The sequence below is a fragment of the Lentzea sp. CC55 genome (assembly GCF_021056325.1).
Lineage (GTDB): Bacteria > Actinomycetota > Actinomycetes > Mycobacteriales > Pseudonocardiaceae > Lentzea > Lentzea jiangxiensis.
The window spans coordinates 191,901-212,264 of the sequence record NZ_JAJCXE010000057.1; the positions used below are offsets into that span (position 1 = coordinate 191,901).

The 20,364-nt window shown below is 70.3% G+C and carries 19 protein-coding genes; 7 read left to right on the plus strand and 12 right to left on the minus strand.

Annotation, left to right across the window (positions count from 1 at the left end):
- Positions 1-48 precede the first annotated feature (48 nt).
- Positions 49-939: a LysR family transcriptional regulator gene (locus L6E10_RS39345; protein WP_236225240.1), complete on the plus strand. Its 891-nt coding sequence runs from the start codon at positions 49-51 to the stop codon at positions 937-939.
- Here L6E10_RS39345 and L6E10_RS39350 read toward each other — a convergent pair.
- From L6E10_RS39350 to L6E10_RS39360, 3 genes are read right to left on the minus strand one after another with little or no spacing between them, the layout of a single operon-like run.
- The gene (locus L6E10_RS39350) at positions 936-2,027 is read right to left on the minus strand and encodes a winged helix DNA-binding domain-containing protein (protein ID WP_236225241.1); all 1,092 of its coding nucleotides are present in this window, start codon (positions 2,025-2,027) and stop codon (positions 936-938) included. The two genes, L6E10_RS39345 and L6E10_RS39350, sit on opposite strands and share 4 nt — an antisense overlap.
- A complete protein-coding gene (locus L6E10_RS39355; protein WP_236225242.1) occupies positions 2,024-3,127 on the minus strand; it encodes an epoxide hydrolase family protein in 1,104 nt (367 codons plus the stop codon). Before L6E10_RS39355 ends, L6E10_RS39350 begins: the two co-directional genes overlap by 4 nt.
- 43 nt (positions 3,128-3,170) lie before the next feature.
- Positions 3,171-3,842, minus strand: a complete 672-nt coding sequence (locus tag L6E10_RS39360) for a FadR/GntR family transcriptional regulator (protein WP_236225243.1) — start codon at positions 3,840-3,842, stop codon at positions 3,171-3,173.
- A gap of 105 nt (positions 3,843-3,947) precedes the next feature.
- On the opposite strand from L6E10_RS39360, the gene L6E10_RS39365 reads away from it, so the two are divergent.
- A complete protein-coding gene (locus tag L6E10_RS39365) occupies positions 3,948-5,135 on the plus strand; it encodes an MFS transporter (protein ID WP_236225244.1) in 1,188 nt (395 codons plus the stop codon).
- A gap of 58 nt (positions 5,136-5,193) precedes the next feature.
- Positions 5,194-5,598 carry a VOC family protein gene (locus L6E10_RS39370; RefSeq protein ID WP_236225245.1) on the plus strand — a complete coding sequence of 135 codons (405 nt, stop codon included), beginning with the start codon at positions 5,194-5,196 and terminating at the stop codon, positions 5,596-5,598.
- Between the two features lie 490 nt (positions 5,599-6,088).
- Here the strand turns inward: L6E10_RS39370 and L6E10_RS39375 are convergent, their stop codons facing one another.
- Complete coding sequence (locus L6E10_RS39375; RefSeq protein WP_236225246.1) at positions 6,089-7,462, minus strand: mycothione reductase; 1,374 nt, start codon at positions 7,460-7,462, stop codon at positions 6,089-6,091.
- Positions 7,463-7,706: 244 nt separating this feature from the next.
- Positions 7,707-8,234 carry a YbhB/YbcL family Raf kinase inhibitor-like protein gene (locus L6E10_RS39380; RefSeq protein WP_236225247.1) on the minus strand — a complete coding sequence of 176 codons (528 nt, stop codon included), beginning with the start codon at positions 8,232-8,234 and terminating at the stop codon, positions 7,707-7,709.
- Positions 8,235-8,322: 88 nt separating this feature from the next.
- On the opposite strand from L6E10_RS39380, the gene L6E10_RS39385 reads away from it, so the two are divergent.
- From L6E10_RS39385 to L6E10_RS39395, 3 genes are all read left to right on the plus strand, one after another.
- Entirely contained in the window at positions 8,323-9,093 is a 771-nt protein-coding gene (locus L6E10_RS39385; RefSeq protein WP_236225248.1) for a polysaccharide deacetylase family protein, read from the plus strand.
- Between the two features lie 79 nt (positions 9,094-9,172).
- Positions 9,173-9,643, plus strand: coding sequence for a hypothetical protein (locus tag L6E10_RS39390; protein ID WP_236225249.1), 471 nt, complete (start codon positions 9,173-9,175; stop codon positions 9,641-9,643).
- Positions 9,644-9,706: 63 nt separating this feature from the next.
- Positions 9,707-10,183, plus strand: a complete 477-nt coding sequence (locus L6E10_RS39395; RefSeq protein ID WP_236225250.1) for a hypothetical protein — start codon at positions 9,707-9,709, stop codon at positions 10,181-10,183.
- 67 nt (positions 10,184-10,250) lie between these two features.
- Here L6E10_RS39395 and lon read toward each other — a convergent pair whose 3' ends face one another.
- Positions 10,251-12,599 (minus strand): endopeptidase La, encoded by a 2,349-nt coding sequence (gene lon, locus L6E10_RS39400; RefSeq protein ID WP_236225251.1) that lies wholly within the window; start codon positions 12,597-12,599, stop codon positions 10,251-10,253.
- 76 nt (positions 12,600-12,675) lie between these two features.
- Positions 12,676-13,386, minus strand: a complete 711-nt coding sequence (locus tag L6E10_RS39405) for a cytochrome P450 (RefSeq protein WP_236225252.1) — start codon at positions 13,384-13,386, stop codon at positions 12,676-12,678.
- An 81-nt stretch (positions 13,387-13,467) separates the two neighbouring features.
- Between L6E10_RS39405 and L6E10_RS39410 the strand changes: the two genes are divergently transcribed.
- Positions 13,468-14,268 (plus strand): SAM-dependent methyltransferase, encoded by an 801-nt coding sequence (locus tag L6E10_RS39410; RefSeq protein WP_236225253.1) that lies wholly within the window; start codon positions 13,468-13,470, stop codon positions 14,266-14,268.
- Here L6E10_RS39410 and L6E10_RS39415 read toward each other — a convergent pair.
- From L6E10_RS39415 to L6E10_RS39440, 5 genes are all read right to left on the minus strand, one after another.
- On the minus strand, positions 14,241-15,269 hold the full coding sequence (locus tag L6E10_RS39415) for a hypothetical protein (RefSeq protein WP_236225254.1): 1,029 nt from the start codon (positions 15,267-15,269) through the stop codon (positions 14,241-14,243). The two genes, L6E10_RS39410 and L6E10_RS39415, sit on opposite strands and share 28 nt — an antisense overlap.
- A 124-nt stretch (positions 15,270-15,393) precedes the next feature.
- The gene (locus L6E10_RS40605; RefSeq protein ID WP_275677353.1) at positions 15,394-17,274 is read right to left on the minus strand and encodes a patatin-like phospholipase family protein; all 1,881 of its coding nucleotides are present in this window, start codon (positions 17,272-17,274) and stop codon (positions 15,394-15,396) included.
- Between the two features lie 40 nt (positions 17,275-17,314).
- Complete coding sequence (locus L6E10_RS39430; RefSeq protein ID WP_236225255.1) at positions 17,315-17,857, minus strand: hypothetical protein; 543 nt, start codon at positions 17,855-17,857, stop codon at positions 17,315-17,317.
- Positions 17,854-18,489: a CatB-related O-acetyltransferase gene (locus L6E10_RS39435; RefSeq protein ID WP_236225256.1), complete on the minus strand. Its 636-nt coding sequence runs from the start codon at positions 18,487-18,489 to the stop codon at positions 17,854-17,856. The genes L6E10_RS39430 and L6E10_RS39435 overlap by 4 nt, the downstream gene beginning before the upstream one ends.
- Positions 18,486-20,360, minus strand: coding sequence for an ABC transporter ATP-binding protein (locus tag L6E10_RS39440; RefSeq protein ID WP_236225257.1), 1,875 nt, complete (start codon positions 20,358-20,360; stop codon positions 18,486-18,488). The genes L6E10_RS39435 and L6E10_RS39440 overlap by 4 nt, the downstream gene beginning before the upstream one ends.
- Positions 20,361-20,364: the final 4 nt, after the last annotated feature.

The following is a 20,364-nucleotide window of genomic DNA, read 5'->3' on the forward strand; positions in this document are numbered from 1 at the left end:
GTTTAGCACTAGTTCCGATTCCTAAGGTGATGGGTTTAGCATCACTACATGCTCGACCTCGGCCGACTGAAAGCCCTGCACGCCGTCGCCACCCACGGGACCGTCGGCGCCGCTGCGGACGTGCTCGGCTACACGCCGTCCGCCGTCTCGCAGCAGATCGCCAAGCTCGAACGCGAGACCCGCACCACGCTGCTGGAGCGCAACGGACGCGGTGTGCGCCTCACCGACGCGGCCCGCCTGCTCGCCGAGACCGCCGACCAGGTGCTCAAGCTCGTGGAGGAGGCCGAGGTGGCGCTGGAGGAACAGCGCGGCGCCGCGATCGGCAGGCTCTGCGTCGGCTCCTTCGCCACGGCGGCACGCGGCCTGCTGCCCGAGGTGCTCGCGCGGCTGGGCGAGCAGCACCCGGCACTCGACGTGCGGCTCACGGAGATCGACCCGCCCTACGCCACCGAGGCGGTCGCCCGCGGTGAGCTGGACATGGCGATCGTGCACGACTGGGCGAACACGCCGTTGCCCGTGCCGGAGTCGCTGTCCCGCGAGTTCCTCGTCGAGGACGTCGCCGAGGTGCTGATCCCCGCCACGAACCCGCTGGCGCACAGGGAGTTCCTCGAACCGGTCGACCTCGCCGGCGAGCGGTGGATCTGCCAGACCGAGGGCTCGATCTGCTTCGACTGGCTGGAGCGGACGTTCCACGGCGCGGGCATCGAACCCGTGGTGGCCTACCGGATCAGCGAGTACCGGACGCAGATCGCGTTGCTGGACAAGGGGATCGGGGTCGCGCTGATCCCGCGGCTCGGCAGGGGGGAGGTGCCGGGCACGGTCAGGATCGTGCCGTTGCGGCCCACGCCCACCCGGCGGCTGTACGCGGTGTGGCGGACCCAGGCCTCGCGCAGGCCCGCCATCACCGCGGCGCTCGACGTGATCAGGCAGGTCGCCTAGGGCGCCACGACGACGTGGGGCTTCTTCGGTGCCATCACCTTGAGCACCGCCTTGGCTTCCCGGACCACGCCGGCCATGTCCTTCTTCGTGGTCTTGGAGTAGGGCTCGATCGTCAGCGTCGCCGCGTCCTTGTTCTCCACCACGTTCCAGGTGCCGCGCAGGAACCCGTCCACGAGGAACGTCGGCGGGAACACGGCGTTGCGGACCGCGCCCCACCGCGAACGCGCGTCCTCGCTCATGATCCGCCTGCGGTCGGCGTGCCCGAGCAGCACGTTGTCGAACGCGGGCAGCAGCCGTGCGGGAGCCGGCACGTCCTCGGGCACGATCACGCCGTCCGGGACGTCGAGCAGCACCTTGCCGTCCTCGTTGCGGTACTCCACGAGGTCGAGGTCCGCCGCGTGCGCCTTGAGCCCGACCAACCGCGACCAGGCCTGCATGTCCGCGAGCGTCGCCGGCCCGAACGCCCGCAGGTACCGCTCGACGAGTTCCGGCACCGCGGCCTTCTCCGGCAGTTCGCGGCCGAGCCACGTGGCCATGGCGACGTTCTGCGGAACGCCGCCCACGCCCCAGATCCCGCGCGGCGGCACCTGGATCATCGGCACCAGCATCTGCGCCTGCGTCGACAGCTCGCGGGCCTTCGCCCCGGGGAAGTGCTCCTCGAGGTGCGCGCCGATCTCGGCGACCGTGCGCGGCTCGGCGTCGATGTACTCGCGCGTGATCCGGGCGAGCTTCTCGAAGTCGACCTCGACGCGCGTGGCGGGCGGCATCACAGTCTTCGCCCACTTGTCCAGCTCCGGTTGCAACGCCGTGCGCATGAGATACACGTCGTCGGCCGAGATCAGGTGCAGGGTGCCGCGCCACAGCGTCATCCGCACCAGGGAGCGGTCGATGATGAGCTTGCTCAGCGCGTCGACCCTGTACGGCTTGAGCCGCGCCCAAAGGGCGAGGTAGGGCGGGATCGGCGCCTGCGCCTGCAGGCCGCCGAGGTGTTCGACGGCCTGGACGATCGGCATGTCGGTGCGTTGCAGCAACATCTGCCGCGCGAGGAGCGTGCGGTTGAGGGTGCGGTGGGAAAGTGTTGTGCTCATAGTGATCCGAAGAACTTCCTGATGTCTTGGACCAGCAGGTCCGGCTCCTCCATCGCGGCGAAGTGACCGCCGCGGTCGAACTCCGTCCAGTGCACGATCGACGGGATCGTCTTCTCCGCCAGCGACCGCACCGGCAGGCTGAGGTCGTGCGGGAAGACGGCCACGCCCGTCGGCACGGTCGACGGCTGCTGCTTGCCCCAGGCCGCGGACTGCTCCTTGTAGAGCGCCGCGGACGAGCCCGCGGTGGCGGTGAACCAGTAGACGGACACGTTGGTCAGCATCTGGTCGCGGTCCACGGCGTCCTCGGGCACGCCGTTGTTGTCCGTCCAGTCGTGGAACTTCTCCGCGATCCACGCGAGCTGCCCGACCGGCGAGTCCGTCAGGGCGTACGAGAGAGTGCGCGGCCGGCTGCGTTGCAGGTGCATGTAGCCGGAGAGTTCCTTCTGGTAGTGGTCGAGCGACTCCAGCGCCCGCATCTCCTCGGGCGAGAGGTCGTTCACGCCCTGCGGCCGGAAGGTCTGCAGCATGTTCACGTGCACGCCGACGACGTGCTCGGGGAACACCCGGCCGATCTCCTGCGCGATGCCGGAGCCCCAGTCGCCGCCCTGCGTGCCGTAGCGGTCGTAGCCCAGGGCTTCCATCAGCTTCGCGAACGCCCACGACACGCGCAGGACGTTCCACCCGGGCTTGCGCACCGGGCCCGAGAAGCCGAAGCCCGGGATCGACGGGATCACCAGGTGGAAGTCCTGCGAGAGCGGCTCGACCACGTCCAGGAACTCGACGACCGAGCCCGGCCAGCCGTGCACGAGCAGCAGGGGCAGCGCGTCCGGGTTCTTCGAGCGGACGTGCAGGAAGTGGATGCGCTGCCCGCTCACCTCGGTCGTGAACTGCGGGTGGGAGTTCAGCCGCTCCTCCTGCGCACGCCAGTCGAACCCGTCGGCCCAGTACTCGGCGAGCGGGCGCAGGTAGCTCAGCGGGATGCCGTAGGACCAGCCGACATCGGGCAGGTCGTCCTCCGGCCAGCGGGTGCCGGCCAGGCGGGCGCGGAGGTCGTCGACCTCGGCCTGCGGGATCTCGATGCGGAACGGCGTGATCTCCATGGCCCCCGCTATGAGCTCGTGCGGACAGCCGTTGTCCGCGTTTTCAGCAGAACTTCTCGATCAGCTCCTCGAAGAACCCGCCCGCCTCGATCGCCGCCTTCTCCTGGTCGCCGTCGCGGACCGCGTGCAACAGTCCGGTGTGCGACACCTGGTCGGTGCCAGGCTGGCTGGTGTCGACAGAAGCCGCCACCGAAGCTTTGACCGCCTCGGTCAAGCCCCGGTAGAGCTCGGCTAGAAGAGTGTTGTGCGAGCACTGGACGAGCAGCACGTGGAACGCCGTGTCGTGCTCGACCACCTCGGCCCACTGCTCCGCCTCCATCGCCACGTCGCGCTTGTGCAGCAACTCGGTGAGGCGCGCGAGTTCGGCGTCGGTGCGGTGCTTGGCGGCCAGACGCGCGCCCTCCACCTCGAGGGTGCGGCGGACCTGGAGCACCTCCCTGAGCTCCGACCCGCACATGCGGCGGACCGCGCCGGAGATCTCGCTGGTCGCGCGGACGAACGTGCCGTCGCCCTGCCGCACCTCCAGCAGGCCCGCGTGCGACAGCGCCCGCACGGCTTCCCGAACTGTGTTCCGACCCACCCCGAGCGCGGTGACGAGCTCGGGCTCGGGCGGGATGCGCTGCCCGACGGGCCATTCACCAGTGGTGATCGCGCCGCGCATCTGCTCGATCACCTGGTCGACGAGGCCCGCCCGCCGGGTAGTGGCCAACGGCACAGCGTCATCCTTTCATCCGAACATCCTACGTCTGCGATAGTGGCTCGCGTGACGCTTCAGCAGACGACTCCCGCCGCACAGACTGCCACCGATCGGGGTTGCAGGGTGACGGTCGTCAAGAATCGTCACGTTCCGCTGGTCGGGTCCACGGTGCTCGCGATCGGGGTCGCCCTCGCTGCCGCGAATCTCCGGCCTGCGGTCACCAGTCTGGCCTCGGTCCTCGGCGATGTCCGCGCCGCCCTGGGCGTTTCGGCCGCTTGGACCAGCGCGCTGACGGCCGTTCCGGCGCTCTGCTTCGGCTTCGCGGCGTTCGCGGCCCCCTGGCTCGGCCGCCGTCTCGGCATGGCCCGCGCGATCGGTCTGTCGCTGGGGGTGCTCACGCTCGGCCTGGTGCTGCGCGTGATCGACGGCCCGTGGGTCGTGCTGGGCGGCACCTTCATCGCGTGCGCGGGCATCGCGGTGTCCAACGTGCTGATCCCGGTGGTCGTGAAGGCCTCGTTCCCGGACAAGGTCGGCCTCATCACCGGTGTCTACACCGGGACGCTGTCCGCGGGCGCCGCGCTCGCCGCCGCCCTGACGCCGCGCCTGGAGGACTACCTCGGCTCGTGGCGCCTCGCCGTCGGCGCGTGGGCGCTGCTGTCGGCCGGTGCGGTGATCGTGTGGTTCGCCGGCGCGCGCCACGGTTCCGAAGCCTCGGTCGTGCGCTCCGCCGCTCCCGCGGAGAAGCGTTCACTGCTGCGCAGCCCGCTGGCGTGGGTGATCACCGCGTTCTTCGGCCTGCAGTCGCTGTTCGCCTACACCGTCATGGGCTGGCTGCCCGCGATGCTCGTGGACTCGGGCGTCGACCGGAACACCGCCGGCATGCTGCTCGCCGTCTCGATGCTGCTGAGCGTCCCGGTCAGCCTGTTCGTGCCGCCGATCGCCGCGCGGTTGCGCAGCCAGGGCCGGATGGTGCTGGCGCTCGGCGCGCTGTCGTTCGCGGGCATGCTCGGCATGCTGGTGGCGCCCGCCGCGGCGCCCGGCCTGTGGGTGGTGCTGATCGGGTTCGGCATGGGCATGTTCCCGCTGGCGCTGCTGATCATGTCGCTGCGCACGAAGTCCACTTCGGACACCGCGCGGCTGTCCGCGATGGCGCAGAGCCTCGGCTACCTGATCGCGGCGTCCGGGCCGTTCGCGTTCGGCGTGCTGCGCGAGGCCACCGGCACCTGGACCACGTCGCTGGTCCTGCAGCTGGTGCTGCTGGCCGCGCTGACCGCGCTCGGCATGGTCGCCGGCCGTCCCCGCTACGTCTGAGCACAGCCGGTCAGGAATCGAGAAGCACAGCGTTCCCGCCGGTCCTAGCGTTGCCGGCATGGACATCACCCTTCACGCGACGTTCCTGCCGCACACCGACCCCGACGCCTCGCTGGCGTTCTACCGGGACCTGCTCGGCTGGGAGGTCCGCGCGGACGTCGGCCGGGGCGCGCTGCGCTGGATCACCGTCGCCCCCGCCGGGTCGAGCTCGTCGGTCGTCCTGGAGCCGCCGGCCATGGCGGAGGGCCTCACCGACTCCCACCGCACCGCCATCGCCGAGATGATCGAGAACGGCTCCTACGCCTTCATCACCCTCGCGACGCCCGATCTCGCGGGCGCGTTCGACGCGTTGCAGGCGGGCGGAGCGGACGTCGTGCAGGAGCCGGCGGACCAGCCGTGGGGCGTGCGCGACTGCGTGTTCCGCGACCCGGCGGGCAACACGGTCCGCATCCAGCAGGCCTGATTCCCCTCGACCGGACACGAAACCGCGGTGCAGCACCGTGAGCTGGTCGGCGAGGTAGCGCGCCCACGCTTTCGCCCGGTCCCGGTCCCGGTCCGGTGCCGCGCCGCCGAAGCTGACGGGCCCGATGGCGCCGAGCCTGCGCGCCATTCGCGTGACGTCGTTGGGCACCGGAGACGTGCCGCGGTGGAACAGCCACAGGGGCGTGCACTTGAGGGAAGCCTTGTGCCGCCGCACGAATCTGTGCGCATCCCGTGCGGCGGCATCACCCATGATCACGGCACCGAACCCGTGCAGCGTCTCCGCGGCGGCGACCGGGAGCACGCTGACCCTCAGCCCGCAGCCCGCGAGCTCGGTGCCGATGATCTGGGCTGTTTCGTCCGTGGCGGCGATTTTCGACGTGTACGCGACGAGGACTTCGTCTGCCATCGCTGCACCGTGGTCCGTGCGAGCGGTTCGCGGCAGCGGCGGAAGACCCCGTCCCGGGGGACTTTCAGTCCAACGGCAGGTTCAGCAGCGCGTTCTCCACGAGCTCCGGCATCGCCGGGTGGATCCAGTACTGGCCCTGCGCCATGGACTTCGCGTCCAGCCCGAAGCTCATCGCCTGGATCAGCGGCTGGATCACCGTCGACGCCTGCGGCCCGATGATGTGCGCGCCGAGCAGCTGCCCGGTCGCCGGGTCCGCGAGCAGCTTCGCGAAGCCCGTCGTGTCCTCCATCGCCCAGCCGTACGCGATCGACGCGTAGGCCTGGCTCGCGGTGACGTACCGGATTCCCCGTTCCTTGGCCTGCTCCTCGGTCAGACCGACGCTCGCGATCTGCGGGCTGGAGAACACGGCCGCCGGCACGAACCGGTGGTCGCTCGCCTTGGGCTCGTCCGGGTGCAGCAGGTTGTGCTGGACCACGCGGGCCTCGTGGTTCGCGACGTGCTTGAGCTGGTGGTCCGAGCTGATGTCGCCCAACGCGAAGATGTGCGGCTGCGAGGTCCGCTGGAACTCGTCGACCTTGACGCGGCCGTCGTCGTGCGTCTCGATGCCCGCCTTGGCGACGTCGAGCAGGTCGGAGTTCGGCTGCCGCCCGGTGGCGATGAGGAGCTGCTGCGCCTCAACGGTTTCCGCGCCGTTCGGCCCCTCCAGGTGCAGCCGCACACCGGTCGCGGTCTTCTCCGCGCGGGTCGTCTTGCGCTGGAGCAGGACGTTCCACTTCGACTTCGCGACGGACGTGAAGCGCTCGGCGATCTCCAGGTCCTCGTGGCGCAGCAGGAGGTTCGAGCGGGCGATCACCGTGACGTCCACGCCGAAGCTGCTGAAGACGTGCGCGAACTCCGAGGCGATGAAGCCGCTGCCGACGATGATGAGGCTTTCGGGCAGCTCGTCGAGGCGCATGACCGTGTCGCTGGTGTGGAAGCCGGTCGTGTCGAGGTCCGCGATGTCGGGGATGCTCGGACGGCTGCCGGCGGCCACGACGATCCGGTCGGCGGTGATGGTCTCGCCGGTGCCGGTGTCGATCGTGTGGGCGTCGAGGAAACGCGCGGTGCCCTCGTAGACGGTCACGTTGGCGTTCTCGTTGGCCCGCCAGTTGCGCCCGCCCTCGGCGATCGGGTCGATCCGCCCGAAGATGCGGTCGCGGATCTCCGGCCAGTGGACCGCGTCGGTGTGGGCGTCCACGCCGAGCTTCCTGGCGTTGGCCGGGGCTGCTGCCTGGTCCGCGGTGTGGACGAACATCTTCGTCGGGATGCAGCCCACGTTGAGGCAGGTTCCGCCGAAGGTGCCTTTCTCCAGGATGGCGATCTGCCAGCCTGCCATGGCTTCGGCAGGGATGCTGTTGCCGGAACCGGTGCCGATGATGACCAGGTCGAAGTGCCTCACGTGTCGATCCAACCACTTCGGGTGGGTGGGTGTTCCCCGGACGGGTCTTACGCGGGGTTACGTGGCTTGCCCTGGCCGCGGGTGGCCGCTTCGCGGGCGGCCTGTTGCCTTGCGTTGTTCCGCCGGGGCCCGGCGGAACAGGTTGCCCAGCCGCCGGTCGCGCCCGTCGTGGGGTGGGCCGGTGGGGCGGCTCGTGACGGGACACCCCACCGGCGAGGCGGCTCGCCTTCGGCGTCGCGTGCGATCAGTGCTGGTAGGTCGGGGTGATGATCGCCCTGGCCAGGGTGTGGAAGGCCAGGTTGAAGCTGACCACGGCGGGGGAGGCGTCGGCGTCCACGTCGAGCTTGTCGACGTCCACGGCGTGCACCACGAAGTAGTAGCGGTGCGGGTGGTCGCCCTGGGGCGGGGCGGCTCCCCCGAACGCTCGGGTGCTGTAGTCGGAGCGGACGTGGAAGGCGTCGCCCGGGAGGGTGTCGTCCGAGGCGCCCGCGCCCGTGTCGAGGCTGGTGGTGGTCGCGGGGATGTTCACGGCCACCCAGTGCCAGAAGCCCGAGGGGGTCGGGGCGTCGGGGTCGTAGCAGGTGACCACGAAGCTGCGGGTCTCCTCCGGGAAGCCGGACCAGGACAGCTGGGGTGAGGTGTTGCCGCCCTCGAAGACCTGGGCTTCGGGGAGCTGTTCGCCGTCTCGCACGTCCGTCGAGGTGACGGTGAAGGTGCCCACCTGCGGGAGCAGCTCGTAGGGGTCGGGAGCGACTGGGCGCTCGAGGCTCATGGGAGTCCTCCTTTTGTGATCAGTTCGACCCTATCCCCGTGCAACCGGTGGGGCCTGCTCGACGTCTTTCGCCTGGAGGGGGATGTTGATGTCGAGGTTGCGGCTCTTCGCTGCTTTTGTGCTGGTCGCGGGGGTGGTCTCCTGTGCGGAGACGCCGGAGGGGTCCGGTGGCGGGCCTGTGCTCACCACGTCGTCGCCCGCGGTGGTGACAACGACCGCGGAGCGGCCGAAGAGGATGTTCGAGCCGCCGTACCCGTACGGGACGGTGCAGGCCAAGGCGCCCGCCGTGGTGGACGGGATGGTTCCCGTCGTCACGCACATCCCGACGGACAAGCCGTACGTGTTCATCACGGTCGACGACGGGGCCGTGCAGCACCCGAAGGCCCGTGAGCTGATGATCCAGGCCGGGGTGTGGCCGTCGGTGTTCCTCAACACGAAGTACGCCGAGGGGCATCGCGACTACTTCAAGGAACTGCCCGTCACGGTCCACAGCCACACGACGAGCCACCCCAACCTCGCCGGCAAGGGGCTGGAGTTCCAGAAGCACGAGATCTGCGGCAACGCGGACTTCCTGGCGGCCGAGTACGGGAAGCGGCCCACGTTGTTCCGGCCGCCGTTCGGCAACTACGACGCCACCACGCGGCACGCCGCGGCGAGTTGCGGGTTCAAGGCGCTGGTCAACTGGACCGCCGCGGTCAACGACGGGCGGGTGCAGTTCCAGCAGGGGGATCGGCTCAAGGCCGGGGACATCGTGCTCATGCACTTCCGGACGACGTTCGTCGAGGACTTCACCGCGTTCCTCGACCGGGCCGAGCAGGACGGGCTCACGCCGGTGCCGCTGGAGGACTTCCTGGGGTAGCGGAGCAACCCCGCGGACGGTCGTTGCGTGGTTAGGGGTGAAAAGTTTCACGACCACTGACGTTCGCAGGGGGAGACAAGTGCAGAAGCGGCTTATCGCGGTGCTGCTCGCAGTGCTCGCGGTGTTCACGTTCGTCCCGGCGGCCTCGGCCAGCGGGCACGCGGAGCTCACGAACATCAGGACCGGCAAGCACGACGGCTTCGAGCGGATCGTGCTCGACTTCACCGGCCTGCCGGGCAACTACCTCTCGCGGGAGACGACCGAGGTCTCGAACTGCGCCTCGGGCAACCCGGTTCCCGTGCAGGGCGCGAAGATCCTCGACACGGTGCTCTACGGCGCGGCCACGTACGACGAGAACTTCGACCCGACGTACACCGGGCCGCGCAACTTCGTGCCGCAGGGGCTGACCAACGTCAAGGGCGTCGCCATCACGTGCGACTTCGAGGGGACGCTGGGCATCGCCGTCGGGTACGCGAACCCGCACTCGTACCACAAGGTGTTCACGCTGACGGGCCCTGACCGGCTCGTCATCGATGTCTACTCGTTCTGACGCAACTGTGGCCCGTGTCACACGTCTTGAAGTCATCGAACGAGCCCTGAGAGGGGGCCGAAGATGAACAGACGCATTGCCGCGGTCCTGGTCGCGGTGCTGGCGGTTTTCACGTTCGTCCCGATCGCGTCGGCACAGAGCACGCCCACGCTGTCGAACATCAGGACCGGGCAGCACGCCGGGTTCAGCCGCGTGGTGCTGGACCTGTCCGGACTGCCGGCCGAACACCGGGTCAGCGAGGTCACCGGCGTGTCGAACTGCGGGTCCGGCAACCCGGTCACCGTCGCGGGGTCCGGGATCCGGGAGATCCTGTCCGTCACGCTGATCGGTGCCGCCGCGCACGACGACGCCGGGAACCCGACCTACACGGGGTCGCGGAACTTCGCGACACCCGGCCTCACGCACGTCCGCGGGATCGCGCTCACGTGCGACTTCGAGGCCACGCTCGGGATTGCCGTCGGTTACGGCAACCCCTCGTCGTGGCACCGGGTCTTCACCCTGACGAGCCCGAACAGGCTCGTCATCGACATCGGCCTGTAGAACGGAAAAGCCTCGTGGGGCAGTAGTCGCCGCTACTGCCCCACGAGGGGTCTGCGTCAGGATTCCGTTACGCCGCAACGGTCGCGACGGTCTCCTTCGACAACGCGTGCTCCAGCACCTGGGCCACGTCCGACACGAAGTGCACGGTCAGCTGCTCGCGCACCGCCTCCGGCACGTCGTCCAGGTCCGGCTCGTTGCGCTGGGGCAGCAGCACGGTCGTGATGCCGGCGCGGTGGGCGGCCAGCAGCTTCTGCTTCACGCCACCGATCGGCAGCACGCGGCCGGTCAGCGAGATCTCACCGGTCATCGCCACGTCCGAGCGCACCGGGCGGCCCGACAGCAGCGACGCCAGCGCCGTCGTCATCGTGACGCCCGCGGACGGACCGTCCTTCGGCACCGCGCCCGCCGGGACGTGGATGTGCACTCCCCGGTCGGCCAGCGCCGCGGCCTTGTCGTCGTGCGAACGCAGGTACGACAACGCGATCTGCGCGGACTCCTTCATCACGTCGCCCAGCTGGCCGGTCAGCGTGACCCCGGTCGACCCCGTGCCCTTCGGGGCCAGCGAGGCCTCGATGAACAGCACGTCGCCGCCGACACCCGTGACGGCCAGACCGGTCGCCACGCCGGGCACCGAGGTCCGCTCCGCCGACTCGGGCGTGTTCTTCGGGCTGCCCAGGTACGACTTCAGCGACGGTTGGTCGACCACGACCGGCAGCTCCGACTCGCCCAGGGCGACCTTCGCGGTGACCTTGCGCAGGATCCGCGAGATGGCGCGTTCCAGCTGTCGCACACCGGCTTCCCGCGTGTACTCGCTCGCGAGCTGGTGCAGCGCGGGCTTGTCGAACGTGACGTCCTCGGGGGTGAGGCCGGCGCGTTCGACCTGGCGCGGCAGCAGGTGGTCGCTCGCGATCGTGACCTTCTCGTCCTCGGTGTAGCCGTCGAGCTGCACGAGCTCCATGCGGTCGAGCAGCGGCGCCGGGATCGACTCCAGGACGTTCGCCGTCGCGAGGAACACCACGTCCGAGAGGTCGAGCTCGACCTCCAGGTAGTGGTCGCGGAACGTGTGGTTCTGCGCCGGGTCCAGCACTTCGAGCAACGCCGCCGTGGGGTCGCCGCGGTAGTCCGAGCCGACCTTGTCGATCTCGTCGAGCAGCACGACCGGGTTCATCGAACCGGCCTCGCTGATGGCGCGGACGATCCGGCCCGGCAGCGCGCCGACGTACGTGCGGCGGTGGCCGCGGATCTCGGCCTCGTCACGCACGCCGCCGAGCGCCACGCGGACGAACTTGCGGCCCATCGCCCGTGCCACGGACTCGCCGAGCGAGGTCTTGCCGACGCCGGGAGGGCCCGTCAGCGCGAGCACGGCGCCGGAACGACGCCCGCCCACGACGCCCATGCCGCGGTCGGCACGGCGCTTGCGCACGGCCAGGTACTCCGTGATGCGCTGCTTCACGTCGTCGAGGCCCGCGTGGTCGGCGTCGAGGACCTCGCGCGCCGCCTTGATGTCGTAGGAGTCCTCGGTGCGCTCGTTCCACGGCATCTCGAGAACCGTGTCGAGCCAGGTGCGGATCCAGCCCACCTCGGGCGACTGCTCGGAGGTGCGCTCCAGCTTGTCGACCTCGGCCAGCGCGGCCTTGAGCACCTTCTCGGGCAGCTCGGCGGCCTCGACGCGGGCGCGGTAGTCCTCCTGCTCGGTGGCGGGCTTGCCGTCGAGCTCGGCCAGCTCCTTGCGGATCGCGGCCATCTGCTGGCGCAGCAGGAACTCCCGCTGCTGCTTCTCGACGCCTTCCTTGACGTCCTTGGCGATCGTCTCGTTGACGTCGAGCTCGGTCAGGTGCGCCTGGCCCCACTCCACGAGCTTCTCGAGGCGCTCGGTGACGTCGGACGTCTCCAGCAGCCAGATCTTCTGCTTCTCGTCGAGGTAGGAGGCGTAGCCCGCGAGGTCGGCGAGCGCCGACGGGTCGGTGATCTGCTGCACCGAGTCGACCATCTGCCACGCGCCGCGCGTCTGCAGGATGTTCGTGACGAGCGCGCGGTACTGCTTCGCGAGCTCACGGGTGCGGTCGGTGATCTCGGACTCGTCCGCGATCGTGGCGTTCACCCACAGCGCCGCGCCCGGCCCCGTGGTGCCCGTGCCGATGCGCACGCGCTTGGTGCCGCGCACAACGGCGGCGCGTTCGCCACCGGGCAGCCGGCCCACCTGCTCGATCTCGGCCAGTGTGCCGACCGCGGCGTACTTGCCGTCCAGCCGTGGGACGAGCAGCACTTGATGGTTCGCCGCGGTCGTGGCCGCGTCGACGGCCGCGCGGGCCTCGGCGCTCGCGTCCGCACCGGAGATGCGGATCGGCACCACCATGCCGGGAAGCACCACGACGTCGTCCAGCGGCAGTACCGGCAGGGCCAGGGTTTCGCCCATCTCGTCATCCTCCAAAGTTGAGTCTGTATCGCTCAACCAACTGGAGTCTGCCGGTGTTCCCCCGCGGTGTTCGCTGTCAGCGAGCAGTGGCTCGCAGGCGCCTGACCAGCGCGATCTCGCCGGTCAGGCGGGCGATCGCCGCGCCGGTCCCGCACGAGGACAGCACGCCGGTGGGCCTGCGCCGCAGGTCGAGGCGGTCCGCGCCGGGATACCGGACCGTGCAGCGGTTGGCCGCCGCGACCAAGGGGACCAGCACCTCGCCCGCTTCGACCGTACGCCCGCTCAGCACGATCGGCCGGGGCGTGCGGCGGGCCGGGGCGACGGGGACCGGTGTGTCGAACCGGAGCAGCTCCTCGACGGCGTCCGCGGCGAGGTCCGGGTCGGCGCGGAGCAGCGCGGCCTGGCCGGGGTGCTCGTGCAACGCGCGCAGGGCGTTGGCGAGGAAGCCCCGCGTGGTGGCGAGGGCGGACGCGGCGAACGCCTCCACGCCGTGCGTGAGGGTGAACGCCTCCGCGGCCGTGGCGGCGACCGACTGCGCGAAGGTGGCGTCGTCGGCGTCGAGCAGCTCCACGGTGCTCATGGTGATCGCCGGCCGGGCCACTTTCAGCGCCCGTGCGATCGCCCGTTTGGGTGGAGGTTGCGGGCCGCCCGCGTCCACGCCGAGCACTGTGCGCACGTCGTCGTAACGGCTGATGCACCACCCGCCGATGTCGGCGTCGAAGTGCACCGGCGAGCGTTCCCTGAGGTAGCGGAACCTCTCGTGGCGTTCAGCGGTGCTGGAGGGCATGTCCTCCACACGTGAGCGACACCATCCCGGTTCGGGTGTGTGGCGGTGGACACCTGTGCGGCGACGACGGAGGATGCGCACGTGAAGGAAGAGCTGAAGTGGGTTCCGTCCACGGTCGACGTCACGCGTCCGAGCGTGGCGCGGATGTACGACTACTACCTGGGCGGCTCGCACAACTTCGAAGCCGACCGCGCGGCCGCGAAGCAGGTGGAGCAGATCTTCCCCGGCGTCGCCCAGAGCGCGCAGGCCAACCGCTCGTTCCTGCGCCGGGTCGTCCGCCACCTCATGGACCAGGGCGTCGACCAGTTCCTCGACCTCGGCTCCGGCATCCCGACCGTGGGCAACGTCCACGAGATCGCGCAGCACGAGAACCCGGACGCCCGCGTGGTCTACGTCGACTTCGAACCGGTCGCCGTCTCGCACAGCAACGCCCTGCTGGCCGACAACCCGAACGCCACCGCGATCCTCGCCGACCTGCGCGCCACCTCGACGGTGCTCGAAGGAGCCCGCGAGACGCTCGACTTCTCCCGCCCGGTCGGCGTGCTGGTCATCGCCGCGCTGCACTTCATCCAGGACGCCGACAGCCCGTACCAGGCGGTGGAGGAGTACATGGCGGCGTTCCCCTCCGGCTCGTACCTCGCCATCACCCACGCCACCTGGGACACCCTGAACGACGAGGAGCGCGCCGAGGCCGAGCAGATCGCCAAGATCTACAGCAGCTCGGACAACGGCCTCAAGATGCGCACGCACGCCGAGGTGACGAGGTTCTTCGACGGCATGGAGATGCTGGAGCCGGGCGTCGTCGCGGTCAACGACTGGCGCCCGGACTCCTTCGACGAGGCCCACGTGGGCATCTACGGCGCCGTCGCCCGCAAGCCCTGAAGCAGGCGGTCCCGGATCTCGTTGGTCTCGCGGTCGGTGAGGGTGCGTTCCGGCGCCCTCATCGTCACGCGGATGAGCACGTTCTTCTGACCGGGCAGGGCTCCCAGCCGTGCCCTCACGTGCTCGGGCAGCTCCTCCGACGGTGTCTCGCCGAGGATCTCGATCTCCTCGACGACGTCCTCCGGGACGAGAGCGCGGATCCGGTCGCCCAGCGTCTCCGCGTCGTCGCCGCCGCCGGCCACGATCGAGATGTCCCTGATCGCCGCCGGGTGCCGGGAGATCGGCCGGTACCCGTCCAGGTCGAGCATCTGCGCCGCGATGCGCGGGTCCTCGTTGCGCAGCAGGCGGATGTCCGGGATCCCCTTGCGCAGCATGAGAACCCGGTCGAGACCGAGCCCCAGCGCGAGGCCGTGCGGGTGGTGCTTGAGCACGTGCCGCGCCGCCCTGCCGCACTCACCGATCTCCACCCACCGACCGTCGTGCTCGACGTCGATCTGCTTGCCGTGCGTGGTGTACGGGTGCTGCGCGTCGACGGTCCGATAGCGCTTGCCGGGCAACAGGGTCGTGACGACGGTGTGGATGAGGTCGTCCAGAGGTTCCTCCGCGGTGCTGATCCGCCAGACGTCGAGCTGGTGCGGCGTGCCGGTGTGCAGGCGGTCGACGGTGTCACGGCGGTAGACGAGGCCGGGGCAGAGCAGCGTCACGTCCGGGGTGACCTCCCGCAACGCCGGCGGGATCATCGCCGTGGTGTGGCTGCGCAGCATGCACGTCTGGCTGACGTACCGGGTGTAGCGGGCGTCCCTGGTGATCGCGTCGGCCGGGTAGCCGAGGTGCTCGTAGTTGTGCTCCACCGGGACGAGCGGGTGGTGGCGGACTTCCCGCGGGGTGTCCAGCACCGCCTTCAGGTCCGCGATGAGGAGCTGCATCGCGTGCGGGCCCTGCGCGGGGTCGGTGAGGTCGCGGACGTTCAGGGCGTGCACGAGTTCTTCGGTGCGGTACATGGGAATTCCCGATTCTGCTCGGTCGAGTGGGTGCGGAGTCCCCCGACCGACGGGAATTTCAGGCGCGCGCCACCCACGCTGGTCGGGGGTGGCTAAATCGCGTCACGGGTTCAGGTTAGCGCGCCTACTCCGGTGGCGTCAGCCGCAAATCCGGGTCCACGGGCGGCACCCCGTCGAACGGCCCGTCGTCCTTCAGCCGCCCCACGTGGTCGAGCGCGACCTCGATCCCGTCCCGGAACGGGTCGCCGTCGGCCGGGGGAGTGCGGAACCAGTCGTGCAGTTCCGCGGGGATCTCGAACCGGGCGAGCAGCTCGTCGTAGAGCGCCTCGCGGTCCGCGGCCTGCTCGCCGAGCTCCTGGTACTCGCGCAGCGCCATGCGCAGGCGGATCCAGCGGTAGCGGTCGGTGTTGTGCCGCTGCTCGAACCGCTCGCGCAGGAGTTCGCCCGCCCGCTGGCCGCGCAGCGCCAGGCGCCGGATCGTGGCAGGCGGCATGAAGAGGTTGGAGCCGCCCTCGTCGTCGGCCTGCCGCACGTGCGCGATGCGGCCGCGGTAGCCGGGGAGCGCGGACTGCATGGTGTCGCGCCAGTCCAGGAACGTGTTCAGGATCGACACCAGGAAGCGCGGCATCGAGTCCAGGGACGCGTACGGCGTGCCGGAGCGCGACGCGTCCTGCTCCGGCAGCCACACCTCCCGCGTGTCGCCGTTCGGGTAGGACTGCAGGCTCAGGCCGAACGTGGGCCAGCGGGGCAGCAGCGCGTCGAAGAAGTGGATGGGGAAGTTGCTGGTGATGCCGCCGTCGGAGAACCAGTGCACGCGGCCGTCGCGGCACAGCGGCACGGCGGCGATCAGGCCGGGGAACGACAACGACATCCGCACGGCGAGCACGACGGGCAGGTGGTCGCGGGGAGGCAGTGCGCGCAACGGCATGTGCTCGTGCAGCGGGCACTTCGCGGAGACCTCAGGACCGTCGAGCTGGTCGACGACCCGGCGGGGCAGCACGTGGCCGAGGCACTCCTCGCAGTACTGCCACTCCTCCTTGAACGGCAACCGGTACGGCCGCCCCTCCGACACGTCGGTCGTCATCAGCACGAGGTTGATGTCACCGAGGTCGCCGAACGTCAGCGCCTGCGAGGTGCCCGCCAGCGCGTCCAGCTGGTCGGCGATCCAGTCGGCCAGCGGTGGCACGCCGGTCGACTTCGGCACGCCGGCGAGCCGGTCGAGCCAGGACGGCCTGAAGTCACCGGTGCCCGGCACGAGTCCGAAGTGGATGGACCGCGCGTTGTTCTTCAGGAACCGTTGCACGGCATAGCCGTACGTGACGATCAACGCGCTGACCGCCGCCAGCGACAGCACCAGCCACACCAGCAGCACGACCGCGGCCGTGGCGTGGTGGCGGGAGAACGCCAGCCCGAGCACCAGGGGCACGGCGGCGAAGATCCAGGCGGGCCACGGCAGGCTCGACCTCAGCGGCCACAGCACCAGGACCAGGCACGCCAGCGCCAGCACGACCACCAGCGCCGCGAGCCAGCCCGCGTAGGACGACGGCGCGAGCCACGCCGACCACAGCACCGGCCCGCCCAGCCACAGCGCCGCCATGAGCGCCAGCACCGCCTTCGCCCGCCAGCCGATCGCGCCGAGCAGCGCGAAGAACAGGCACGTGATCGCGCTGCGGCCCGTCGTGGAGCGCTTCTGCATGGACGCGACGACGATCCGGTACAGCGCGCGGGTCTTCTGCGCGGGCTGGAACAGCTGTGCCATCCGCCACCGCTCCGCGCCCGTGCCGGACGTGAACCAGTCGATCAGCCCCGCCAGCTTCTCGAACCCGCCGGAGGCACGACCGCGTTCGGCCGCCGCCGTGAACCCCGCGGCGATCGCTCCCGCGGACGCGCCACCGATCTGCTTGAACTCGTAGTGGCGCGCCAGCGAGGCGACGGCGAGCGGGTACACGACGCCGCTGGTCGTGCCGCCCCGCATGGTCAGGTCGCAGTAGCGGTCGTACTCCATGTGCTCATGATCGCGCGGTCAGCGTGATCCCCGGGAAAGTTCACCCGGACGCCAGCGGCCGGACCGGACCGCGTTCCACGGCGAGCCACCACGAGATCACGTCCTGCGCCACGTCGACCACGGACTGGTCCGCGTCGACGACGTAGTCCTCGACCCAGGACGCCGCGTAGAGCATCTCCAGCTCGTCGGCGCGGTTGAGGTGCCACCGCAGGTCCGCCTCGTCGAGGTGCCGCTGCGACAGCCGCCGGTGCACGACCGACAGGTCGGCCTTCAACCGGCAGACGTTGAGCTTCCCGCCGATCACCTCGGCGTAGCGCAGGCGGTCCGCCTGGCTCTCCACCACGCCCGCGAGCACGATGCGGTGCACGCCGGTCTCGACGTAGTTGCCCACCACGGCCCGCAGGTTGCGCAGCCGCAGCTCGAGGTGGAACGGGTCGGAGTCCGGTGCGGGCCAGCAGGACGACAGCCAGTCGAGGTCGATGACCGCGTGCGGCACCTTCGCCTCGGCGAGCCTGCCGCCGACCGCCTCGGCGACCGTCGTCTTGCCCACCCCGACCGGCCCGGTGATCAGCAGCGCCTTCACCCCGCCACCGCCGCGAGCTCCGCCGGCGTCCCGGACATGATCACGCGGACGTGCTCGGTCACCTTCTCGACCGGCCAGTCCCACCACGCGATGCTCTCCAGCAGCTCGACGTCGGCGTCGCTGTACCGCTTCTTGAGCAGCTTGGCCGGGTTGCCGCCGACCACGCCGTACGCCGGCACGTCCGCCACGACGACCGAACCGGACGCGATGATCGCGCCGTTGCCGATGCGCACGCCCGGCATGACCACGCTGTGGTATCCGATCCAGACGTCGTTGCCCACCACGGTGTCGCCCCGGCTCGGCGCCCCCAGCGCGATGTCGAGCGTCTTCTCCGCCCACAGCCCGCCGAAGATCGTGAACGGGAACGTCGACACGCCGTCGGTGCGGTGGTTGCCGCCGGACATGATGAACCGCACGCCCTCCGCCAGCGCGCAGTACCTGCCGATGACCAGCTTCTCCTCGCCGAAGTTGTAGAGGACGTTGCGGTGCTCGAACTCCTCGGCGTGGTGCGGGTCGTCGTAGTAGGTGTACTCGCCGACCTCGATCTGCGGGTTCTTCACCAACGGCTTGAGCAGCACCGTCCGGGGGTGGTCCGGCAACGGGTAGAGGTTGTCGGGCGGGGGGATCGTCACGGCGCTCCGATCGGCTCTTCGCTGAATTGCGTGCGGTACAGCTTGGCGTAGTGGCCTTCCCGGGCCAGCAACGCTTCATGCGTACCACGTTCCACGATCCGCCCCTTCTCGACCACGAGGATCTGGTCCGCCGCGCGGATGGTCGAGAGCCGGTGCGCGATGACGAGCGAGGTCCGCCCGGCGAGCGCCTCGACCAGCGCCTCCTGCACCGCGGCCTCCGAACGCGAGTCGAGGTGCGCGGTGGCCTCGTCGAGGATCACCACGCGGGGCTTGGCCAGCAGCAACCGCGCGATGGTCAGGCGCTGCCGCTCCCCGCCCGAGAGCCGGTAGCCGCGCTCGCCCACCACGGTGCCGAGCTGGTCCGGCAACGAGAAGACCAGGTCCGCGAGCCGCGACCGTTCAAGTGCGTCCCACAGTTCCTCGTCGGTCGCCGCGGGAGCCGCGAGCCGCAGGTTCGCGCCGATCGTCTCGTGGAACAGGTGGCCGTCTTGCGTCACCATTCCCACGGTGTCGCGGATCGAGTCGAACGACAGGTCGCGAACGTCCACACCGGACAGCCGGATGGAGCCGGAGTCCGCGTCGTACAGGCGGGGCAGCAGCGAGGCGATCGTCGACTTGCCCGCACCGGACGACCCGACCAGCGCGATCATCGAACCGGGCTCGGCGGTGAACGACACCCCGTCGAGGATCTGCTCACCTCCGCGCGTGTCGAGCGACGCGACCTCCTCCAGCGAGGCCAGCGACACCTTGTCCGCGGACGGGTAGGCGAACCTCACGTCGGAGAACTCGACGGACACCGGCCCGTCGGGAACGGGGACCGCCTCGGCCTTCTCCTCGATGAGCGGCGGCAGGTCCAGCACCTCGAAGACGCGCTCGAACGACACCAGCGCCGTCATCACGTCGACCCGCGCGCCGGCCAGTGCCGTCAGCGGTGCGTACAGCCTGGTCAGCAGCAGTGCCAGCGTCACGATCGTGCCCGGCGCCATCTGCCCGGCGAACACGAACCACCCGCCCAGGCCGTAGACCAGGGCCAGTGCCAGCGAGGACACCAGCGTGAGCGCCACCAGGAAGAGCCACTGCGCCACCGCGGTCCGCACGCCGATGTCGCGCACCCGCCGCGCCCGTGCGCCGAACTCGGCGCTCTCCAGGGCGGGCCGGCCGAACAGCTTGATCAGCGTCGCGCCCGGCGCGGAGAACCGCTCGGTCATCTGCGTGGTCATCGCCGAGTCGAGGTTCGCCGCCTCGCGGTGCAGCGACGCCAAGCGCTTGCCCATCCGCCGCGCCGGAATGAGGAAGATCGGCAGCAGCGCCATCGCGAGCAGCGTGACCTGCCACGACAGCGTCAGCATCACGGCCAGCGTCAGCACGAGCGCGATCACGTTCGTGACGACACCGGAGATCGTCTCGGAGAACGCCCGCTGCGCCGCGATCACGTCGTTGTTCAGGCGCGACACCAACGCACCCGTGCGCGTGCGGGTGAAGAACGCGACCGGCATCCGCTGCACGTGGTCGAAGACGGCCTGGCGCAGCCGCAGGATCAGGTCCTCGCCGACCCGCGACGACTGCCACCGCTCGGCCAGGGAGAACCCGGCCTCCAGCACCGCGACGCCGGCGATCGCCAGCGCGAGCCACACGACCAGCCCGAAGTCCCTGCCCGCGATGATGGTGTCGACGACGCGACCGGCGAGCAGCGGCGAGGCCACCGCGAGCACGGCGGCGACCGCGCTGGTGGCGAGCAACGCGTACACGGCCCGCCGCTGGGGGCGGGCGAACCGGGCGACGCGCTTCAACGTCGCCCGGCTCACGCGACGGCTCTTCTCGTCCTGCATCGCGCTTTCGAGCGCGTACCAGGCGTTGAAGTCGATGTTCATGACG